The organism is Roseivirga sp. AWQ4_251 (assembly GCF_056158225.1).
In genome coordinates this window covers 1,052,312-1,072,270 of the sequence record NZ_JBSWSW010000001.1, presented here as the reverse complement: position 1 = coordinate 1,072,270, position 19,959 = coordinate 1,052,312, and the positions used below count along the sequence as shown (strand labels likewise).

General features: G+C 38.7%; 15 protein-coding genes and 1 tRNA gene. 10 read left to right on the top strand and 6 right to left on the bottom strand.

Features of this window, described 5'->3' with window-relative positions; all coding sequences use genetic code 11:
* The 3 genes from ACXACJ_RS04830 to rpsA form a co-directional block, all read right to left on the bottom strand.
* Positions 1 to 1,281: an efflux RND transporter periplasmic adaptor subunit gene (locus ACXACJ_RS04830; protein WP_475133142.1), complete on the bottom strand. Its 1,281-nt coding sequence runs from the start codon at positions 1,279 to 1,281 to the stop codon at positions 1 to 3.
* Positions 1,282 to 1,575: 294 nt separating this feature from the next.
* Positions 1,576 to 1,646, bottom strand: a tRNA-Cys gene (locus ACXACJ_RS04825).
* A gap of 129 nt (positions 1,647 to 1,775) precedes the next feature.
* On the bottom strand, positions 1,776 to 3,680 hold the full coding sequence (gene rpsA, locus ACXACJ_RS04820; protein WP_475133141.1) for a 30S ribosomal protein S1: 1,905 nt from the start codon (positions 3,678 to 3,680) through the stop codon (positions 1,776 to 1,778).
* Positions 3,681 to 3,976: 296 nt separating this feature from the next.
* Here rpsA and ACXACJ_RS04815 point away from each other — a divergent pair, with 296 nt between their 5' ends.
* The 3 genes from ACXACJ_RS04815 to corA are packed head-to-tail and all read left to right on the top strand — an operon-like array spanning position 3,977 to position 6,802.
* Positions 3,977 to 4,831: a universal stress protein gene (locus ACXACJ_RS04815; protein ID WP_475133140.1), complete on the top strand. Its 855-nt coding sequence runs from the start codon at positions 3,977 to 3,979 to the stop codon at positions 4,829 to 4,831.
* A complete protein-coding gene (locus ACXACJ_RS04810) occupies positions 4,831 to 5,700 on the top strand; it encodes a mechanosensitive ion channel family protein (protein WP_475133139.1) in 870 nt (289 codons plus the stop codon). The genes ACXACJ_RS04815 and ACXACJ_RS04810 overlap by 1 nt, the downstream gene beginning before the upstream one ends.
* Entirely contained in the window at positions 5,687 to 6,802 is a 1,116-nt protein-coding gene (corA, locus tag ACXACJ_RS04805; protein ID WP_475133138.1) for a magnesium/cobalt transporter CorA, read from the top strand. Before ACXACJ_RS04810 ends, corA begins: the two co-directional genes overlap by 14 nt.
* Positions 6,803 to 6,852: 50 nt before the next feature.
* Here the strand turns inward: corA and ACXACJ_RS04800 are convergent, their stop codons facing one another.
* Complete coding sequence (locus tag ACXACJ_RS04800) at positions 6,853 to 8,088, bottom strand: ABC transporter permease (RefSeq protein WP_475133137.1); 1,236 nt, start codon at positions 8,086 to 8,088, stop codon at positions 6,853 to 6,855.
* 115 nt (positions 8,089 to 8,203) lie between these two features.
* Between ACXACJ_RS04800 and ACXACJ_RS04795 the strand changes: the two genes are divergently transcribed.
* Positions 8,204 to 9,469: an asparagine synthetase B gene (locus ACXACJ_RS04795; RefSeq protein WP_475133136.1), complete on the top strand. Its 1,266-nt coding sequence runs from the start codon at positions 8,204 to 8,206 to the stop codon at positions 9,467 to 9,469.
* A gap of 45 nt (positions 9,470 to 9,514) precedes the next feature.
* Here ACXACJ_RS04795 and ACXACJ_RS04790 read toward each other — a convergent pair whose 3' ends face one another.
* The gene (locus ACXACJ_RS04790) at positions 9,515 to 10,120 is read right to left on the bottom strand and encodes a MiaE family protein (RefSeq protein WP_475133135.1); all 606 of its coding nucleotides are present in this window, start codon (positions 10,118 to 10,120) and stop codon (positions 9,515 to 9,517) included.
* A 118-nt stretch (positions 10,121 to 10,238) separates the two neighbouring features.
* On the opposite strand from ACXACJ_RS04790, the gene ACXACJ_RS04785 reads away from it, so the two are divergent.
* The 3 genes from ACXACJ_RS04785 (at position 10,239) to ACXACJ_RS04775 (ending at position 14,084) form a co-directional block, all read left to right on the top strand.
* A complete protein-coding gene (locus tag ACXACJ_RS04785; protein ID WP_475133134.1) occupies positions 10,239 to 11,144 on the top strand; it encodes a DUF3078 domain-containing protein in 906 nt (301 codons plus the stop codon).
* Between the two features lie 145 nt (positions 11,145 to 11,289).
* The gene (locus ACXACJ_RS04780) at positions 11,290 to 12,210 is read left to right on the top strand and encodes a hypothetical protein (protein WP_475133133.1); all 921 of its coding nucleotides are present in this window, start codon (positions 11,290 to 11,292) and stop codon (positions 12,208 to 12,210) included.
* Positions 12,207 to 14,084 carry an asparagine synthase-related protein gene (locus ACXACJ_RS04775; protein WP_475133132.1) on the top strand — a complete coding sequence of 626 codons (1,878 nt, stop codon included), beginning with the start codon at positions 12,207 to 12,209 and terminating at the stop codon, positions 14,082 to 14,084. Before ACXACJ_RS04780 ends, ACXACJ_RS04775 begins: the two co-directional genes overlap by 4 nt.
* A 301-nt stretch (positions 14,085 to 14,385) precedes the next feature.
* Here the strand turns inward: ACXACJ_RS04775 and ACXACJ_RS04770 are convergent, their stop codons facing one another.
* Positions 14,386 to 17,244, bottom strand: coding sequence for a M16 family metallopeptidase (locus ACXACJ_RS04770; RefSeq protein WP_475133130.1), 2,859 nt, complete (start codon positions 17,242 to 17,244; stop codon positions 14,386 to 14,388).
* Between the two features lie 105 nt (positions 17,245 to 17,349).
* Between ACXACJ_RS04770 and ACXACJ_RS04765 the strand changes: the two genes are divergently transcribed.
* The 3 genes from ACXACJ_RS04765 to ACXACJ_RS04755 all read left to right on the top strand — a co-directional run bounded on the left by ACXACJ_RS04765 (position 17,350) and on the right by ACXACJ_RS04755 (position 19,955).
* The gene (locus ACXACJ_RS04765) at positions 17,350 to 17,937 is read left to right on the top strand and encodes an alpha-ketoglutarate-dependent dioxygenase AlkB (RefSeq protein WP_475133129.1); all 588 of its coding nucleotides are present in this window, start codon (positions 17,350 to 17,352) and stop codon (positions 17,935 to 17,937) included.
* Positions 17,938 to 18,162: 225 nt separating this feature from the next.
* A complete protein-coding gene (locus ACXACJ_RS04760; RefSeq protein WP_475133128.1) occupies positions 18,163 to 19,047 on the top strand; it encodes a glycosyltransferase family 2 protein in 885 nt (294 codons plus the stop codon).
* A complete protein-coding gene (locus tag ACXACJ_RS04755) occupies positions 19,044 to 19,955 on the top strand; it encodes a glycosyltransferase family 2 protein (RefSeq protein ID WP_475133127.1) in 912 nt (303 codons plus the stop codon). Before ACXACJ_RS04760 ends, ACXACJ_RS04755 begins: the two co-directional genes overlap by 4 nt.
* The last annotated feature ends 4 nt before the right edge of the window (positions 19,956 to 19,959 follow it).

The window sequence follows — 19,959 nt, the reverse complement described above, 5'->3', positions numbered from 1 at the left end:
CTATTGATTTTGTGCCACAGACTTACTCTTCGGTTCAATACGCTTCAACGTTTTATTTTCGAGCCCATCGGGATCAGATAAGTAAACTGTAGAGCCTTCGGAAAGACCTTGCAAAACAACCACTTCATCGGAATTAGATTTACCCAAAATCACTTCTTGCTTAATGGTATTAAGGCCTTCTTTAGTTAAAACATAAGTAATTGAATCTCCTTGGCTGTGAACTGCCTCCACGGGCACAAAAAGAACATCCTCCAAAACTTCAGCAACAATTTTGTTGCTGGTAGTCATTCCTGGGCGAAGTGTAGTATCAGATTCATTTACCTGAACTACAATTTCAAACACTTTCGAATCTGAATTTGGACGTTGTTGCCCCATGTTGGCTACTTCGAGTACAAGTCCTGTTAAATGCTTATCAGGAAAAGCATCGAGACCGATTTCAACCTTCTGCCCCTTCTTTACATTATTGATGTCCACCTCATTTATAAAAGTCTTGGAAATCATTTTTGAAAGGTCTGGAAGTGTTGCTACAACTGGTTCCCACGCTGAAACCTGAGCTCCAACGCCCATTTTATTCCCTCTCCAATCCCTTTTGTAAATCAGCATTCCCGATTCTGGCGCTAGAATGGTAAACTGGCGCTGCAAATCAAACAGGTTATCTAGCTTGGCTTTATCATCGTTCATTTTGGCCTCAGCGGCTGCCATTCTCGCAACCGACTTTTGTCTTTGAAGCTCATAGTTCTCTTTCTCCTGATCGTATTGCTTTAAAGCTCTTGAAAGATCCATTTCCTTTTCCTGAATTGTAGCAGGAGGTTCAAATTGAGAATTCTTCAAAACAAGCTTCTTCTTTTCAATTTCGAAAAGAAGGTTATCCATATTATCTCGTGCCTTTCTCAATTCCATAGCCGTATCCAGCTTGGCTTGAGTAAATTCGGAGCTACTCACAGTGTAGTCACTTTTGCGCTGTTGCATTCGGGTGCCCAACTCAGTTTGATCAAGGCGAGCCACATAATCACCAGCCTTAATCACCTTACCTTCTTCAACGATATGTTCTATGGATGTTTGATAAATACCTGCTGCCTGCATGCCTCCAGGCCCCATAATTTCTACTGAACTTTTGGCAAACAATTCACCTGATGCTGTGATTTCGGACCTGAATTGACCCTTTTGCACTTCAGCAAAAACCTCTCTTGTTTCCGAGGAACCCTTGTTGATCTTGCTGATGAAAAAAATTACTATGGCTACAAAAATGCCAAGTACTACTATTAAAGTACGCCTTTTCATGATGTTGTTGAGTTTTGACCTAAATGGACTATAAAGCTAGTTAATAATATTATTATTCAAATTCCAATTAATATTTTTTAACACCAATTCACATTATTCAAAAAATAAACATAGAATAATTTGACACCGTAACGAGTTACATTTCATTCTATTACTATGAACAGCTTTATTATTCAACTCCTAGATGCTCTTGCAAGCGGAATAGTTTGAAATTTCAGAGAAGAGAGTGAAAAAGCCTAAAGAAGGGCCAAAAATGAAAAAAGCACCAACCTTTGAAGATTGATGCTTTTAAAGAGGCGTTGAGCGGATTCGAACCGCTGTACAAGGTTTTGCAGACCTCTGCCTAGCCACTCGGCCACAACGCCATTTTTCAGGAGCGCAAACTTAAGAATTAAAGCTTACATGCCCAATGTTTGTGAAGATTTTAAAGACTAAAAATTAAAAAAGCACCTCAATTGAGGTGCTTTTTCTATATCTGTTAGTGCTAAACCTAATTATTCAGCGCTATCGTCTTCTTTTTTAGCTTCTGCAGCTTTCTTAGCAGCGTTAGCTTTCTTGGTATTGTCTTCCATTTCAGCTTTCAAAGCAGAAAGAGCATCCAAATCACCTAGTGTAGAAACTTCAGCATCGTTGTTCACTTTGTTCACAGACTTAGCTTTAGCTGGTTTCTTAGCTGGTTTTTCTGAAGGGCTAGGCTTAGTATGAGTATTGGTGTGAGACAATACAATTCTCTTATCATCTTTAGAGAATTCAATCACAACAAAATCAAGAGTTTCGCCTACTTGTACTTCAGAACCATCTTCTTTCTTCAAATGCTTGTTAGTAGCTACTCCTTCAAGACCGTAAGGTAATTCAAGAGTTGCACCTTTATCATTTTTAGAAATTACAGTACACTTGTGAGTTGAACCTTGGCTGAATACAGATTCGAAAGTATCCCATGGGTTTTCTTCCAACTGCTTGTGGCCAAGAGCCAATCTTCTGTTTTCGATATCAAGCTCCAATACTTGAACTTCAAGTTCTTCGCCTACTTTAACGAATTCAGATGGGTGTTTGATTTTCTTAGTCCAAGAAAGATCAGAAACGTGTACTAGACCATCGATACCTTCTTCCAACTCGATGAACAAGCCAAAGTTAGTAAGGTTACGAACAATACCTTTGTGGTTAGTACCCACAGCGTATTTAGTCAATACATCAGACTTAGTCCATGGATCTTCAGTCAATTGCTTGATACCCAAAGACATTTTTCTTTCTTCTCTATCAAGAGTCAACACAACTGCTTCAAGCTCGTCACCTACGCTGATGAAGTCTTGTGGGTTTCTCAAGTGCTGAGACCAAGACATTTCAGAAACGTGGATCAAACCTTCTACACCAGGGTTAAGCTCAAGGAATGCACCGTAATCGGCAACGTTTACGATTGTACCTTTTACTTTAGAACCTACTTCAATAGCCGCGTCTAGTTGATCCCATGGGTGCTGAGTCAATTGCTTCATACCCAAAGAAATTCTCTTCTTATCGTCATCGAAGTCAAGTACAACCACATTAACTTTCTCATCAAGGCTCAATACCTCAGATGGATCGTTGATACGGCCCCAAGAGATGTCAGTGATGTGCAATAGACCATCAACACCACCAAGATCGATGAACACACCGAAGTTAGTCATGTTCTTGATTACACCTTCTAGTACTTGTCCTTTTTCAAGGTTTTCGAGGATTTCAGCTTTTTGTTGCTCAAGATCTTTCTCGATCAACACTTTGTGAGATACTACAACGTTGTCGTTAGTGTAGTTGATCTTCACAACTTTAACCTCCATTTTCTTACCTACAAAAACATCAAAGTCTCTGATAGGCTTCACATCGATTTGAGAACCTGGAAGGAAAGATTCGATACCGTAAACGTCTACGATCAAACCACCTTTGGTTCTTCTCTTCACCATACCTTCAATAACCTTATCGTTTTCGTAAGCATCTTGGATAAGCTCCCAAGCTCTAACGATTTTGGCTTTTCTTCTTGAAAGTACAAGCTGACCTAGAGCGTTTTCTTGCTCTTCGATGTAAACTTCCACTTTATCTCCTACTTTAAGGTCTGGAGTATCGCGGAATTCTGAAGCACCTACTAAACCATCTGATTTGAAACCGATGTTCAAAACAACATCTCTGTCGTTAATTGAAACGATGGTAGCTTCAACCACTTTTTTCTCTTCAATTGAAGTTAAAGTGTCATCATAGATAGAAGCAAGTTCTTCTCTTTTTTTGCGAGAATAACCCTCGCCAAATCCTTTCTTTTCGAAAGCTTCCCAGTCAAACTCTTCGTTTGCTTCAGCAACAACGTTTGCTGGTTCAGAAACTGCAGCAGTTTTTTGTACTTCTTCTGCCTCGTTTGTTTTGTTTTCTTCTGACATAAAAAAAGCCCTGTATCTTACTCCTTCCGGTTTCCAGAGCAACAACCGGAGGATTTTTGGTTTGATTTATCTCAAAAGCCTAAGCCTATGAGCCGCCTCACTCGAAACGGACTGCAAAGGTATGAAATATTTCAAAATTTATTACCTGTAAATCAAACATTTATGAGCTGTTGAACAGACACGTTAAAATTGAGTTGAACTAAAAGATTTTAACTTCGGGTTAGCCCTTGCTTTGAAGGCTAATTTTTTTGAAGATTAGATAAAGAATAAGCGTTAAACTCAGAAAATTCTCTCCTATGTATAAGCGAATTTTAGTACCGGTTGATTTTACAGATAAGTCTCACAGAGCTCTTACTTTGGCTTGTGAAATTGCCAAAAAATTGGGCAGCGAAGTGTATATGATGCACGTTGTAAAAGCTGCTCTATCGGTTTATTTAGATGAACTTGGCGAATACAAAAGTAAAACCACAACTGGGCAACAGTTTTTAGAAGATGTTTTAGCCATGAACGAGGCTAAAATGAAACGCTTGATCGAGAAATTTGAAGGCAAAGGAGTAAGCATTCACTCTAAATTGAAGGTAGACAGCACGCCAAATGAAATTGCTCGATTGGTGGCAGAAGAGGCTTTCGACCTAACAATAGTAGGCAATTATGAGCACGATCGCTTTGATGAAGTATTCAGAAAAACTCATCCTGAAAAAATTGCTGCTTTGGCCAAAAACCCAGTTTTAACCGTAAACAATCATCAGGAAGAATTCAACATCTCTAAGATTTTGGTCCCTACAAATCTTACAGACAACTATACGGCATCTATGCCTGAGCTTATTCGTTTTGCAGAGGCCTTTGATGCAGAAATTATTTTCGCTTGCGTGGTAACACCTGCTACTTTCAAAACTACTATGCAAATCAGCAAGTTAAAGCGGGAGTTTTTGACGAATCATGATTTAGAAAATTACACCGTAAAGGTTTTCAATGCTAAAACCTTAAACAAAGGCATGCTCTACGCTGCTGACTATTACAAATGTGATATGATTGGCCTATTTTCGCACCATAAAGAGAATATCAGAAATCTTTTGGTTGGGAATATCACGGAATATTTGATCACCAAATCTGATATTCCGGTGCTTACTTTTAACCTTAGCCATAGTTAATGGAAAAACTCAGCGAGATTGAACTGACCCATAGTCGTCCGTTAGATATTTTAATTATTGCAGCAGCCATGTTTGTGGTTGCTCATTTGGTTCTGCGCATTATCCGATCTATTCTGCATCAGTTTTTGCATCGCAGCAGTGCCGACCTTCATGTTGACCCTACCAAGTACACTTTCCTTAAAAATGCGCTTAGCTTTTTGGTATACATGTTCACGGTCATTATACTTTTTTTAAGCGTTCCTGAACTTGAAAAATTAGGTTATGGGCTTTTTGCCAGTGCCGGTATTTTTGCAGCCATTGTAGGTTTTGCTTCTCAAGCAGCATTTAGCAACATTATCAGTGGGATTTTTCTTGTGATCTTCAAACCCTTCAGAGTAGGCGACATTATTAAAGTGAGTAACCTTTATCATGGCACGGTGGAAGATATCAACTTAAGACACACCACCATTAAAGATTTTGAAAATCGCAGGTTGATTATTCCAAATTCTGTGATCAGTGCCGAAACCATTCAGAACTTCAACATCGTAGATTCTAAAATATGCAACTTTATTATCTATGGCATTAGCTACGATTCGGACATCAATTTAGCAATGAAAATCATCAGGGAAGAAGCGATGGCTCACCCAAATTTTCTCGACAACAGAACTGAAGCGGATATCGAGAATGGGACTCCTGCAGTAGTGATCAGGCTTATTGAATTTGGAGAATCAAGCATAAATTTAAGGGCTTCTGTTTGGTCCGAAGATCCTTCAAAAGCCTTTGAATTGAAGTGCGACATTAACAAATCCATTAAAGAAAGGTTCGACAGAGAAGGAATTGAAATTCCGTTCCCTCACAGAACCATAGTTTATAAAAATGCGAAAGATTAAGCCTTTAAAGCCCCTAGACCTTTTCAGACTTTTACCTCTGGAATCTTTAAAAAGATCGAAGTCATATACGGCTAAGTCGAATTTAATGCCGGGCGCGCTTTTTTTCACTGGTGAAAGAAAAGTAGAGAAAATCACGCTTCAAGCCATTATATATAATGCCGATGAGTTTGAAGAGCGTGAGCTTTCTTCAATTGAAGAACTGAAAAACATCGACCTTAATAACAAAACGCTCTGGCTGAATGTAACAGGACTTCACGAAATTGAATTGATTCGCGACTTGGGCGAACATTTCAACATTCATAACCTTACCCTTGAAGACGTTCTCAACCTTTCTCAACGCCCCAAATGGGAAGAATATGACGATTACTTCTTTCAGGTTTGTAAAATGGTTAGGCAAGAAGAGAATCACATTGTGCATGAACAATTCGCATTTGTGGTGGGGCAAAACTTTATTGTAACCTTTCAGGAAGATTCTAAAGATGTATTCGGAGGTGTCCGAGAGCGATTGAGCTCATATAAAGGCAAAATAAGAACGAGGAAGGCCGACTACCTTGCCTTTGCCCTTCTCGATGTAATCGTAGACCACTACCTTATGATTACAGAACTTTATGCCGACAGGATTGATGACCTTGAAATGGCTCTTTCCGAAGAACCCAATCCAGAATTTGTAGACCGAATTAATGCGCTCAAAAAAGAAGTTACTTGGCTAAGAAGAACCACCAGACCTTTAAAAGAAAGTGTAATCAGTTTTAACAAAGCTACCACAGGTCTAATCGACAAAAAGACAACTCCCTTCTTAAAAGACTTGCTTGATCACGTTACTCACCTTACGGAAAATGTGGAGCTTTATATGGACGAGTTGAAAGATTTGATGGATCATTACAACAACAAAATGAACAACAGATTGAATGACATCTTAAAAGTGTTGACCATTTTCTCTGTGATCTTTATTCCGCTAACTTTTATGGCGGGTATTTATGGTATGAACTTCGAATATTTCCCTGAACTGAAATACAAATACGCTTATCCAGTTTTTTGGTGTGCACTGCTTACGGTTGCTGCAGGAATGGTGTATTATTTTAAAAGAAAGAAATGGTTATAAACAAAAAAGCCACTCAAATGAGTGGCTTTTTTGTTAGCAGTTTAAACTGCTTATTCAAATCTTAAAGCTTCGATTGGATCTAGTTTCGAGGCTTTGTTCGCAGGAATAAAACCTGACATCAAGCCTACAAATACGCAAATCACCAAGCCCATAACAATCCATAACCAAGGTATAACGAAAGCCCCTCCTAACACTTTTGCCAAGAGGTTCCCTACCCCAATTCCAAACAAGGCTCCTGCAATACCTCCCATCTGACAGATTACTATCGCTTCAATTAAAAACTGTTGACGAATACGCTTTGGTGTCGCTCCTAAAGCTTTTCTAATTCCAATTTCACGGGTTCTTTCGGTAACCGAAACCATCATAATATTCATTAGACCAACCGCAGCGCCCAAAAAAGTCACCGCTCCGATAGCCAAACCACCCATTTGCAAACCACCAGTCATTTGATCTAAAGCTTCAGAAACAGAATCGGAACGCTCAACTTCAAAAGAATCCTCTTCTCCCAATTCATCACCACGGATTTTGCGCATATAACCAGTGGCTTCTCCCATTGCATATTCAATTTGCTCAGGGTCTTCAATTAAAGCTGTAATATTAAAACGTTGAGATCCGTATCTATCCAGTCTTCTAGCGTTCAAAAGAGGAATAATAATATTTCTATCTTCTTCAGTGTCGCCACCAAAACCGCCTTTTTCTTCGAGAACCCCAATCACACGGTAATTATTTCCATAGAATTTAACCGTCTTGTTCAATGGATCTTGATTCTTATCGAAAAGCGCTTTGACAACCTCGGTTCCGAGTACACAAACAAAGTTTCCGTATTCAACCTCTAAACCAGAGAAGTTTCTTCCGCTTTCGATTTTAATTCCTTTGATGGCAAAGTAGTTTTCATCACCACCAGTGATTGTAATATTAGGGTTGGTTTTTTTGTCTTCGTATTTGATTTCGGCCGCGCCAGTTACTCGAGAGTAAATTGTTACAGTTGAAGGGTAATCAAAATCTTTCTCAAATCTGGTTGCTTCCTGAAAAGAAATTGGCTCGTAAGATTTTTCTCTTTTACCCCCATTATTTCTTCTGCCCGAATCGCGACTATTGATATCAAAACTATTAGCTCCAAGACTAGAAAGGCTGGAATCAATTTCGCTTCTGATACCATCTACAGCGGTAAGCATTCCCACTAAAGAGGTAATTCCGATAGCGATGATCAGGCCTGTTAAAATGGTTCGGAGGACGTTCGATTTAATCGATTTAATTCCCTCCCGGATGTTTTCTCGTAGGTTCATTGAGCTAAAATGAGTTTTTGATCGTTTCGAATTTAACTAACCACTGGTCAGAAATTACCAACAAATTTATAAATTCAACGATCGATCAGTTAAACGGTTCATAATCCAGTTCGCTATGAGGAGACTTTTGATTTTATTGATTTTGACTACGTTTAGCCTCTGTGGTTACGCTTCGAAGATACTTGTTCCCATGGACGTTTCACAAACCAATCACCTAAAAGCCTACGGTGTTGCTTACTGGGTTTTGAGTAAAGACGTTTCAATTGAATGGATGTTAAATTATAAAGGCGGAAGTTTTTTACTTCCTGCTACAACGGGCATAGAAAACGAGCTGAATATTCGCGGAGTGAGTTATGATGTGATTTCCGATGCAACAGCCGCCCAACTAGAAAATCAGATTTCGTCTCCATCTTCCAATATGGACATGATGAAACTGGAGAAAGTGCCGAAAATTGCGGTCTATTCTCCCAAAACAAAAATGCCTTGGGACGATGCCGTAACCTTGGCTTTAACTTATGCAGAAATCCCCTACGATGTGGTTTATGACGATGAGTTAATGGCCGATGAATTACCAAAATACGACTGGCTACACCTTCACCACGAGGACTTTACAGGCCAATACGGTAAGTTTTATGCTTCATACTCTCCTTATGCTTGGTATCAGCAACAACAAAAAGATTACGAAGCTTCTGCCAGAAAACATGGCTTCGCGAAAGTTTCCGAATTGAAATTAGCCATAGCCAGAAAAATCCGATCGTTCGTTGCAGGAGGTGGCTTTTTGTTTGCCATGTGTTCGGCTACTGATTCATTCGATATTGCGTTGGCAGCCAATGGAGAAGATTTTATTGAAGCCATGTACGATGGGGACCCAGCCAACCCAGCTGCCGAATCAAAATTCGATTTTGAGCAGACTTTGGCCTTCGAAAATTTCAAAATCAGAAAGGATCCTATGGAATATGAATTTTCTGACATTGACAATACCGAAGCAAGAAGGGCCAGATCACTAAATGAAGGGAACGATTATTTCAAACTGTTTCAGTTTTCAGCGAAATGGGACCCAATCCCAACCATGCTTACCCAAAATCATACACAACTGATTAAAGGTTTCTATGGGCAAACTACCTCGTTCAAAAACCGTGTGATTAAACCCGATGTGGTGGTTATGGGCCAAAGTGAAGCTGCTGGCGAGGCAAAATATATTCATGGAGTATACGGAAAAGGCTTCTGGACTTTCTATGGAGGCCACGACCCAGAAGATTACCAGCACAGGGTTGGAGAAGAACCTACCGACCTAAATCTTTATCCTAATTCACCTGGTTATAGACTGATACTGAACAACATACTCTTCCCTGCGGCTAAGAAAAAGAAAAGAAAAACCTAGAGCTTTAAAAAACTTCAGGCTGATGGTTTCGACTTTCAGCCTTTTTTAATGCATTCTATCGCCACGAACTTCTAGAGATTTAAGGATTTTTGCCTCTTCTACCAAGAACTCTTTCCAGCGTTTGGTTACTTTTTCTTCGGGAAGATAAGTTTTAGCCAGCGCAAGAAAGTTTTTATAATGACCAGCCTCAGAAACCATCAACTCATAGTAAAAAGCCTTAAGCTCATCATCTTCTATATTTTGAGAAAGCATTTTAAAGCGTTCGCAGCTTCGGGCTTCTATCAAAGCATTCATCAATAGCCTTTCTACCAATTGCTCATTTCGGCTCCCTCCTTTTTTCACAACCGCTTGTAATTTGAGTGCGTACTCATCTTTTCGCATTTTGCCAAAAGACATTCCGCGCTTTTTCAATTGCTCTAAAACCCTTTCAAAATGACCCCATTCTTCAGCCACAACTGGAGTCATCATTTCCACCAAATCGGTTTTTTCAGGAAATTGAATGATCAGAGAAATGCACGATGAAGCAGCTTTTTGTTCACAATATGCATGGTCTACCAGAATATCTTCAATGTTCATTTGGGCAATATTCACCCAACGCGGGTCGGTTGGTAGCTGCAATCCAAGTATGTTGTTTTTTAGCTCTTCATTCATAAAACAAATGTAGAAGGCTACGGATTATATTAAAAATCAAATATTCCAAAGAGTGCTTTCTAATTAAGAGGTTAACTTTGCAGTTAATTCAAAAGTCAATCGCATTCAAATCAACACTATGAAAAAAATCTTACTTCTGTGCTTTGCATTCATTTTTGCCATTTCGGCCAAAGCCCAAACTGCTGATTCCGTTACGTGGGAAAAGAGCGGATCGCTTGGTTTTACTTTTGCTAACGTAGGCCTTTCCAATTGGGCTGGAGGGGGCGAAAGCTCAATTTCCATCGGTACAATTTTCAACGCAGGTACTATTCGCAAAGCAGAAAATTCTTCATGGAAAACCCAGTTGGATTTTTCATTAGGGGGCGCCAAAGTGGGTGACAAAGAGTTTAGAAAAACCAATGATGCGATTATCTTAATCAGCGAATTCAATCGTGAAATCAATGAATCTTTCGGTTATGGTGTTTCTGGAATTTTCAGAACCCAGTTAATGGAAGGTAACAAATTCAGCCCCGACCCAAATAACCCTGGCGAAGAGTTAAGGCAGAAAATCTCAAATTTTATGGCACCAGGTTACTTAACGATCAACTTGGGAATGAACTATAAAAAAGGAGATGTTTTCTCGGTTCAATTCGCCCCTGCTGCCGGAAAATTTACTTTTGTTTTAGACGATGATCTTTCTGCTGCTGGTGCCTATGGAGTTGATCCGGGAAGTAAAGTGAGAGCTGAATTCGGCACAAACTTGCTTACTACACTGAACCTAAAACTTATGGAAAATATTACTTTCCAATCCAACCTGAACTTCTTTACGGCTTACGATAGCTTTGGCAACGTTGATACCAACTGGGAAACACTTTTAGTGATGAAAATCAACAAATGGTTCAATGCGACCTTCGGAACTCAGCTTATTTATGATGACGATATTTTAATTGACACTGGCGATGGCACTCCATCTCACGAAATTCAATTTAAACACGTGCTGAATTTGGGCGTGAACTTCAGCCTTTTCAAAGAAGAAGGGAATTAATTGAACAGTTTTAAGCATAAAAAGGGTCAGAAGAACTGTTCTTCTGACCCTTTTTTGTTTTCAATTGAACCGAAAAATTCATCAAACGGAGATATTCCCTTCCTAAAAAAAGAATAATTTCGGCTCCGGATTCATCTAAACACTAATGGCTTACTTCTACACCGGATTTGGCGTTGTAATCAAATCTTATACTTCTTTACCTAGCTTAAATCCGTCTCAAAACGAATACTACGATATTGAGATTAAAGCAGGACAATTGAAGCCTCTTTCAGAAGACCTCAATCCTTCGCAATATTCATTTAAACTGAAACCAGATGAACTGCTTTTAGAGATAAGCGGTGTTGCCAATTATAAGATTTCTGACGGCAAAGAAATTATAGTTGATGAATACGCGGATTGCGATATTACTAAAATGAAGCTCTTTCTTTTAGGCACTTGCTTCAGTGCTCTACTAAACCAAAGAAAAGTGTTTCAGCTGCACGCCAGTGCCATTCTTGTGAAGGGTAAAGCTGTTTTATTTTCAGCAGACAGTGGTGCCGGCAAATCGACTTTAATGAACAGTTTTCTGAAGCGTGGATACAAAATGATATCTGATGATGTTTGCGCTATTTCTTTTAATGAAGGCGGAAAACCAATCGTCTGGCCCAGTTACCCACAATCAAAAGCTTGGGAAGAAACATTAACCCACCTCTCTATGGACAAAGAGAGTTTGCCTAAAGTGCACCATGAATTAGACAAAAGGTTGATTGCAATTTCGTCAGAACATTTCCATAATGAGCCTACAGAACTGGGAAAAATCTATTTTATGGAAAGCCACCACACCGAAGCATTAAAAATACATACTTGCTCAGGTGCTGAAAAATTCAATAAAATAACGAGTAACATTTATCGAATCGATTTTATTGCTGAAAGTCAAATTATCCCCGACTTTTTTGCAACTGCAATGAAAATAGCTCAACAAGTTGAAACGTACCACCTGCATAGAGCTAAGGTGGATTTTGCGGACCTCGATCGAATTTTCGATCAAATTGAAGAGCATTTTCTTAATTCCGCACCGTCAAAATGAGCGATATCATAGCCTATATCAATCTCGATGGCAAGCCCGTTTCTCCAGAAATTTCTTCTTTACATAACTTCGATCAAGGCTATGAAACACTTGTAAAAAACAATTTTTATGGTGCTTTCAGAAACGCTAAATATTCTCAACAAAGCCTGAATGAAATCCAGCCATTAGTTTTTAGCAATGGCAAATATGTGCTTTTGGCAGATGCACGAATTGATGATAGAACTTCATTCTTAAAGAAATTAGGGGTAAGAGATTCGCACCAAGAATTACCCGATAGTGAAATCATCAAATTGGCTTTCGAAAAATGGGGAAAGGGATGTGTCAATCAATTTATCGGAGAATTTGCCTTTATTCTATTCGACTTTGAATCCAACGAAATCTGGTGTGCACGAGATCAACTGGGAAAAGCACCTCTGCATTATTACAAAAAAGAAAACACGGTTATCATTGCCACCAGCGTATATCTAATACAAGAATTTCCAGAAGTGAAATCTGAAATCAACTATCAGTCAATTTCAGATTATTTGAGTATGAGACACGCTCCCAATGGTGAAGGCTTTTTCAAAAACATACACTCTGTTTTACCCGCTCATACTTTAACCATTTCGAGTAGTTCCATACAATCAGAAAAATATTGGGAGATTGACTTTCAGCCTTTGAAGCTTAGTTCACAAGAAGCTTATAATGAAATGCTCTTAGAGATTTTAGAGCAAATTATTGCTGATGGTATGCCTCGTGACAGAAAGGTTTCCAGCTATTTGAGCGGTGGTTTAGATTCATCAACAATCACTGCCATCACTGCAAAACATATTCTAGGGGATTCTGAGAAGATGGACACGTTCACATATGTGCCCGTTGATGAGTACAAAGACCTAAACCTAAAAAGTCGTTTCACCAATGAACAGCCCTTTGTAGAGGAAATTGGAAAAATGCATCCCAACCTCAACTTGAATTGGGTTACTATTGAAAATTGCAGCATTTTCAACGGCTTAGAAGATGTTATTAAATATTCCGGAGGGCTCAATATCCACAATTATTATAATTCACTTTGGGTATTAAAAATTGCTCAATTGGCCAAATTAAAAGGAAATTCGGCCATTTTAGATGCGCAATCTGGCAACTTTACTTTAAGTCCACATGCTGAAAACAGACTTGTGGAGCTCTGGCTTAAAATGCATTGGAAGTCGCTCTACAAGGAATTAAAAGCCACTTCTGAATTACATTCCTATCCAATTTCCAGGCTCTTCCTAATCAAATCGGTTAGACAGTCTCTACCCATACCATTAAAAAATTGGCTCGACAGGAAGAAAATGGAGGAAATCAAAAACTCATTCTTTCCTTATATCCAACTTGGGTTTAAAAATCAGCACAACCCATCCAATTACTTCTTTTTAGATGATCTACACAATCATCCATTAGGCCACCCTAGGTCATGGGAAGGCCTAAAAATGACCTTTAGATTGAATGATTTAAAACGGGGTATGGAAAAAATATATGGTATAAAAACTTTTGAACCCACTACAGATGTTCGATTGGCTAAATTCATGTTTAGCTTGCCCAACGAAGTTTTATACAAAAATGGCCTTGGCAGAAACCTAGTTAGACAAGCTACAAAAGGTTTATTACCTGACAGTGTGAGACTAAACCACAAGAAGGGTTTACAATTGGCAGATCAACCTTATTTGCTAGAAAAAGATGCTCCCTTGATTAGGGAAAAAATCAGTGAGTGGAAAAACAAGCCTGAAATTAGCGATGTTCTTGACTTTAAACTTGCCGAACAACACCTATCAAAACCTAAAGAAATGAATTCAATGCAAGGGCAAGCCCTAAGTAAATTGGTTGCAATTGCTACATTTATTGAGATGAATACGTGAGTTTTCTGATCGGTAAAGATTCGTTTTAAGTTTTAATTGCTTTATAAAAAACTTAGCATTTCTTTATTTAGAATAACGCTTATTTTTTAGAATACCTTAAGTTTGTCAACTTTTAGCATATCTAATTAAAAAAATATGAATTGGGAAAAACCAACAATAGAAAAAATTGGGAGCATTAGTGACTATACAATGTCCGGTTTTGACATAGGGTCTGATGGGCCTGGTACTGGGGAAATGAATTTTTCATGAATTCATAAAGAAGCAGCCTTTGAAAGGCTCAAAAGCTGCTTCTTAAAATCCTCTATTTCTTTATCTCTAGTTTTGTGTCGTCTTTATTCACCACAACAGGTTTTCCTAATCCTGTATTGTTAAGTCGGTTTAGTTGGGTTTTGCCATCACCTACTACCACATAAATCAATTTATCAGGATCCATATACTCCTTCACTGTTCCTCTTACATCTTCAATCGTCATTTGCTTTAACTCTTCTTCATTCTTTTGAATGTAATCGGTTGGCAAATCGTAAGTCGAGATGTTTTGAAGAATACCTACCAAACTTCCCAAAGTTTCGAAAGCTTGCGTATTACTTCTCAAAATAGAAGTTCGGGTAATCTCCATGTCTTCATCGGAGAATTCTTCTCCATAGTTGTCCAAAATGTCTTTGAACAAATCCACGGACTCTTTAGTAACGTTACTTCTCACACTCGAAGAAGCAGTAAAGGCGGTTCCATTTAAACGTCTGTTGAAACCTGAATAAGCTCCATAAGTATAGCCTTTTTCTAATCTCAATTCCTTGAAAAGAATAGAACCTGAGCCTGAACCCAAACGATTATTCGCTACAACAGCAGCAGCATAATCATCGGTATTATCGGCCATACTGATATAACCAATATTGATTACTGATTGCTTGGCATCTGGATAATCTACAAAGTAAATTCTTGAACCATCATTAGCTGTTTTGATCTCATATTCTGGGAATTCCACATCTTTTTGTTCCCATGAATTGAAACGTTCAAGGCTCTTCAAAACATCAGCTTCTTTCATGGCTCCTACAAAATGGAATGAAGCTAAATTTGGAGCGAAGTTTTTATTGTAATACTCCTTTAAATCATCCAGAGTAATTGATTCGACACTTTCGGTAGTTCCCGACATAGGCTGCGCAAATATGTGGTCTTCTCCATAAAGCACCTTATCGAAAACTTTTGATGCAATAGCATTAGGGTTCGCGTTGCTTTGCTGAATAGAGTTCAAAGCTGAGCTTTTTACTCTTTCAAATTCCTTTTCATCCCATCTAGGTTCAAGCAGAATTTCTTCAACTATATCCAACACATCGTTGTAATTTTTGATCAAGCAGCTTCCGCTGATCGTAATTTGTTCACGACCCGCATATACATAAACGCTAGCGCCCAATTGACCAATAGCTTCTTCTAGTTCCAAAGGAGTTTTGTTGGCCGTACCTTCCATTAGCATGTTATCCAACAAAGCGGCAGTACCTACTTTACCAGGTTGATCCAAAAATTGGCCACCTTTAATCGTGATGCTGAATTGGGCCATTGGCAATTCATCTTGAAAAATGTGATAGACTTCCATGCCATTTTCCAGCTTATCGGTATTTATTGGAGGAGGATTGAAACTCAAGGTTCCTTCTAATTCAGGAGAAGTACTTCTTTCAATTCTCGAAGCTGTTTTTTCAAACTTCACATCTTTGTCATACTTGCTCAAATCACCTTCTGCTCCCTGAACAATCTTCTCTTCTACTACTTCTGCTTGCGTGGAACCTTCCAAAACCAAATCCTTCTGCCCAACAGGCACAAAACTAGTCGCCAAGTAATTCTGTCCTTTGATGTATTTGTTGAAAACCCTTATGATATCTTCTCTTGTCACGTTTTGGCTCTTCTCCAAATCGGTGGTGATAAAGCCAGGGTCATTTGCAAAAGTATTGTAGTTGGCCAACTGAGATGCTTTGCTAAAAACGCTGGAAATACCTCCGTAGAATCTCGTTTCTTGACCGATTTTGATGCGCTCCAAATCAGCCTCAGAAAATCCTTCCTTCTCGAATTTGTCGAAAGCCTCAAAAATGGCCGCTCTTAAATCATTTAGGTTTACGCCATCAAATGCTCTTGCGCCAATATTAAAAGTTCCAGCAATTTCATTGGAAGAATTATAAGCAAATACGCTTGGTGCCAATTTCTTTTCCTCCACAATCACTTTATAAAGTGGTGATTTTTTACCGTCAGAAAGAATTCTACCCAATATATTCAACGCCCACATATCTGCATTATACTGTTCAACCGTAGGCCAAACCATTTGCAAATCAGGTAAATTCGCGAATTTATCTTCATGATAGAAAAGCTTAGTTTCGTCAAGCACAGCAGGTTGTGGCTCGATAGGTTCAACTTCAGCTCTTGGCTCTAGTTCACCGAAGTATTTCTCAACGAGTTCTTTGGTTTTTGCCTCATTGATGTCTCCAGCAATTACCAAAGTTGCATTATTGGCTCCGTAATATTTCTGGTAGAATTCCTTAACATCAGCTACTGTAGCAGCCTGAAGATCATCCAAACTGCCAATCACATCCCAACTATATGGGTGACCTTCTGGATAAAGATTCTTAAGAATTACATACTCCTTATGACCATATGGACGATTGTCTACACCTTGTCTTTTTTCGTTTTTAACAACTTGCTTTTCATTTTCAAGCCCCCATTCGGAAATCGTGTTGATGAAAAAGCCCATTCTGTCTGACTCCATCCAAAGCACTTTTTCCAAAGCATCGCTTGGAACAGTCTCATAGTAGATGGTTCCATCAGTCCAAGTTCCTCCATTGAAGTTACCACCAAGATCATTCATGGCCTTGATGAAATTACCTGGCCCTACGTTTTCAGAATTCTGGAAAAGCATGTGTTCAAAAAAGTGTGCAAATCCTGTTTTCCCGGGTTTCTCTCTATTCGAGCCCACATGGTAAAGCACCGCTACGGCCACTTTTGGGTCGGAATTATCTTGATGAAGCACCACTTCAAGACCATTGTCGAGCGTATACTTATCATAATCAATCGAAAATTGGGCTTTGCTTTGCTCCTCCTTTTGCGAATCTGACTTACAGCCAACAAACGCCAGAGCAACAAAAAGTAAAAATGCCCATTGAAATTTTAAACAATGTTTCATATTTGGTTAGGTTTAGCTTACTAAAGCTAGCTATAAATATTTGGGCTTTTGAAGAGAGCTCTTAAAAATAAATGAACACGGCACACTTTTTACTTTTTCGGCAAAATGGCTACATCACTGAACATAAACTGTGAAAATCAATACTTTACAGATTTTTTAACACCTAAGGAAAGTGCTGAACTCTACCAGCTTATCTTGGAAGATTATCAATTTGCCACTTTACAAATGCCAAGCTTTATGACTACGGCTGATGGCTTCAAGAAATTAATGTTTCTGGATTCTCCTTTATTTGAGCAGCGTTTTTTTAAAGAAGAAGCTTGGGGACCTTTAGCAGAATGCCCCGAACTTTTGAACAAAATAAAAGAGAAGGTTGAAGAAGTATCGCAAAGGAAATTTCAAGTAGTAGTGGCTATTTACTATCCTAATGGCAATTCAGGTGTGGGTTATCACTCCGACTTTTCCGCCTTTGGTGACACTTCTGTAATCGCCTCAATAAGTTTAGGGGAAGAAAGAATATTTCAACTCAGAGAGAAGTCTACAGGAATAGAACACGACATCAAACTGGAAAATGGAAGCCTTTTTATCATGGGAAATCATTGTCAGGAACGTTACGAACACCAACTTCCAATTGACCCTTCCGTTGAGAATCCAAGGATCAATCTTACTTTCCGACAGTTTGGGTATTCTGATTAAAAATAAAAGCCACCCGTCTGGTGGCTTTTCTAGATAGCTTTAATCCTCATCCAATAGCTATCATCCTGAACGCTAACTAAACACTCTTTTAGGGTTCAAGAAACACCAATGTTCTGAACACCTTCTTATTTGTTCTTAATGATCCTTGGATCACGAACTCATCTTTGGTATTTTTTTGCATTTTGCGTGAGGTTATTTCTGGGCAGTAACCTCCACGAAGAGCACTTGAAGAGAGATCAAAAAATATCAACAAAGGACATTTCAGTTATTGTCCCCGTTAAGGACAATCAAAAGGGCATAGATGCTTTGGTGGCTTCTCTTTTTGAAACCCACTCTCAAGAGAAATTACCAAAAGAATTAATCATTGTCGATAACAATTCTTCACCTGAATTAATGTTGCCCAAAAAATATCACAATTTGGGATTAGAGGTGAGGCTTCTAAAGTGTTCGAAACCGGGCCCAGCTAGCGCAAGAAATATTGGAGCTAAAAATGCCGAAGGAGATTGGTTACTGTTTATAGACAGTGATTGCATCGCAACAGAAAACATGCTGAAGGGTTACGCTGAAGCCACTGGAGCCGTAGCATATGCAGGATGCATTCAAACTACTTCTTCCGATTATCTATCCAACTACTATGTGAGTCAGAAAATCCATTTCGCTCCTGAAATAAAGAACAACAATGGATCAATTGAACCCCAATATTTAATCACAGCCAATGCATTGGTGAGCAGAAAAGCTTTTGAGAAAATCGGTGGCTTTAATGAAGCATTCACTTTGGCTGGTGGAGAAGATATTGATTTAGGTTTTCGTTTGCGAGAAGTAGGACAATTAGCCTATGCCCCCAATTCTATTGTTTTACATAGTTTCGATGATGGATTACGCGGCTTTATAAAAAGATTTACGCGCTACGGTAAGGGAGGCAGAATGGTTATGGAATACCATCAAGCTCAGATGTTTCCATTTCCATCGACAGCCAAAAAGAAAACGGTCTTCATCAATAACTTTCTAGTTCTGCTTCAGTGGTTTTTCCTTCTAAAGGGTTACCTACAGATGGATTTTGAGCTTAGAAAGGTCAAGTCATCAACCAGAAAAAAGGCTCATTCAGAATGAAAGTGGTCATTTCAATTCTGAATTGGAATTCTCTGGATAGAACAGAAGCTTGTATCCAAAGCTTAGTAAAAACACCTTTAACAGATTGCGAAATTTGTGTAACAGATAATGCTTCCAAGAATTTTGAGGAAATCCGTCTAAAGGAAATCCTACCTGAAATCATTATTCTCAAAAACGATAAAAACCTTGGCTTTGCAGCGGGGCATGAAAAGGCCTTAGCCTTAGCAATTCAACAAAAAGCGGACGCACTGTGGATTTTGAATAATGATTTGCAAGTACTTCCAGATACTTTAAGCGAATTGATGAGCGCTTATCAAACCAAAGGTGAGGGTATTTTTGGAAGTTCTTCTTTAAGTGAAAATGGAGAGATTAAAGAGGAAGTCATTTGGGAAATCGATTCAGGTTCCAGCACAAAGTGTTCCTTCTCTCCTTTTAGTAAGGAAGAACTTGAACATTCTAAAATTAAGAAAGTCGCCAATATTGTAGGCTATTCAATGCTTATTCCGCTAAGTGTTATTGAAAAATATGGCTTTATGGATCCTAATTTCTTCCTTTATTACGAAGAAACTGATTACTGTTTAAGGCTTCTCAAGCAAGGGGTTCCTTCCTTCTGGGTTAGTAGTAGCAAGGTTTACCATATTGGTGAAGGTAGTTCATCAAAGCACCATTCTTTAAAACCAATCATGGAGTACTACCTGTACCGTAATTTTTTTAGACTCCTAAAAACCCATGCTCCAAAACGAATTGTACTTGATTATCTGAAGCGGTTCTGTATGCGTTTTCTTTCCGCAAATATTCTGAGAAAAAGAAAAGTTCCTTTGCTTTCTAGGATTCATATTCTTGGTATTACTCATGCTTTTACCAACAAATCTGGAGCATTTTTTTCACCTGAAAATTTCATAGATTAATTGA

What these genes read in the sequence shown, in the direction of transcription:
- ACXACJ_RS04830 (WP_475133142.1), bottom strand. Translation starts at nt 1,281, where the DNA reads ATGAAAAGGCGTACTTTAATAGTAGTACTTGGCATTTTTGTAGCCATA.
- rpsA (WP_475133141.1), bottom strand. Translation starts at nt 3,680, where the DNA reads ATGTCAGAAGAAAACAAAACAAACGAGGCAGAAGAAGTACAAAAAACT.
- ACXACJ_RS04815 (WP_475133140.1), top strand. Translation starts at nt 3,977, where the DNA reads ATGTATAAGCGAATTTTAGTACCGGTTGATTTTACAGATAAGTCTCAC.
- ACXACJ_RS04810 (WP_475133139.1), top strand. Translation starts at nt 4,831, where the DNA reads ATGGAAAAACTCAGCGAGATTGAACTGACCCATAGTCGTCCGTTAGAT.
- corA (WP_475133138.1), top strand. Translation starts at nt 5,687, where the DNA reads ATGCGAAAGATTAAGCCTTTAAAGCCCCTAGACCTTTTCAGACTTTTA.
- ACXACJ_RS04800 (WP_475133137.1), bottom strand. Translation starts at nt 8,088, where the DNA reads ATGAACCTACGAGAAAACATCCGGGAGGGAATTAAATCGATTAAATCG.
- ACXACJ_RS04795 (WP_475133136.1), top strand. Translation starts at nt 8,204, where the DNA reads ATGAGGAGACTTTTGATTTTATTGATTTTGACTACGTTTAGCCTCTGT.
- ACXACJ_RS04790 (WP_475133135.1), bottom strand. Translation starts at nt 10,120, where the DNA reads ATGAATGAAGAGCTAAAAAACAACATACTTGGATTGCAGCTACCAACC.
- ACXACJ_RS04785 (WP_475133134.1), top strand. Translation starts at nt 10,239, where the DNA reads ATGAAAAAAATCTTACTTCTGTGCTTTGCATTCATTTTTGCCATTTCG.
- ACXACJ_RS04780 (WP_475133133.1), top strand. Translation starts at nt 11,290, where the DNA reads ATGGCTTACTTCTACACCGGATTTGGCGTTGTAATCAAATCTTATACT.
- ACXACJ_RS04775 (WP_475133132.1), top strand. Translation starts at nt 12,207, where the DNA reads ATGAGCGATATCATAGCCTATATCAATCTCGATGGCAAGCCCGTTTCT.
- ACXACJ_RS04770 (WP_475133130.1), bottom strand. Translation starts at nt 17,244, where the DNA reads ATGAAACATTGTTTAAAATTTCAATGGGCATTTTTACTTTTTGTTGCT.
- ACXACJ_RS04765 (WP_475133129.1), top strand. Translation starts at nt 17,350, where the DNA reads ATGGCTACATCACTGAACATAAACTGTGAAAATCAATACTTTACAGAT.
- ACXACJ_RS04755 (WP_475133127.1), top strand. Translation starts at nt 19,044, where the DNA reads ATGAAAGTGGTCATTTCAATTCTGAATTGGAATTCTCTGGATAGAACA.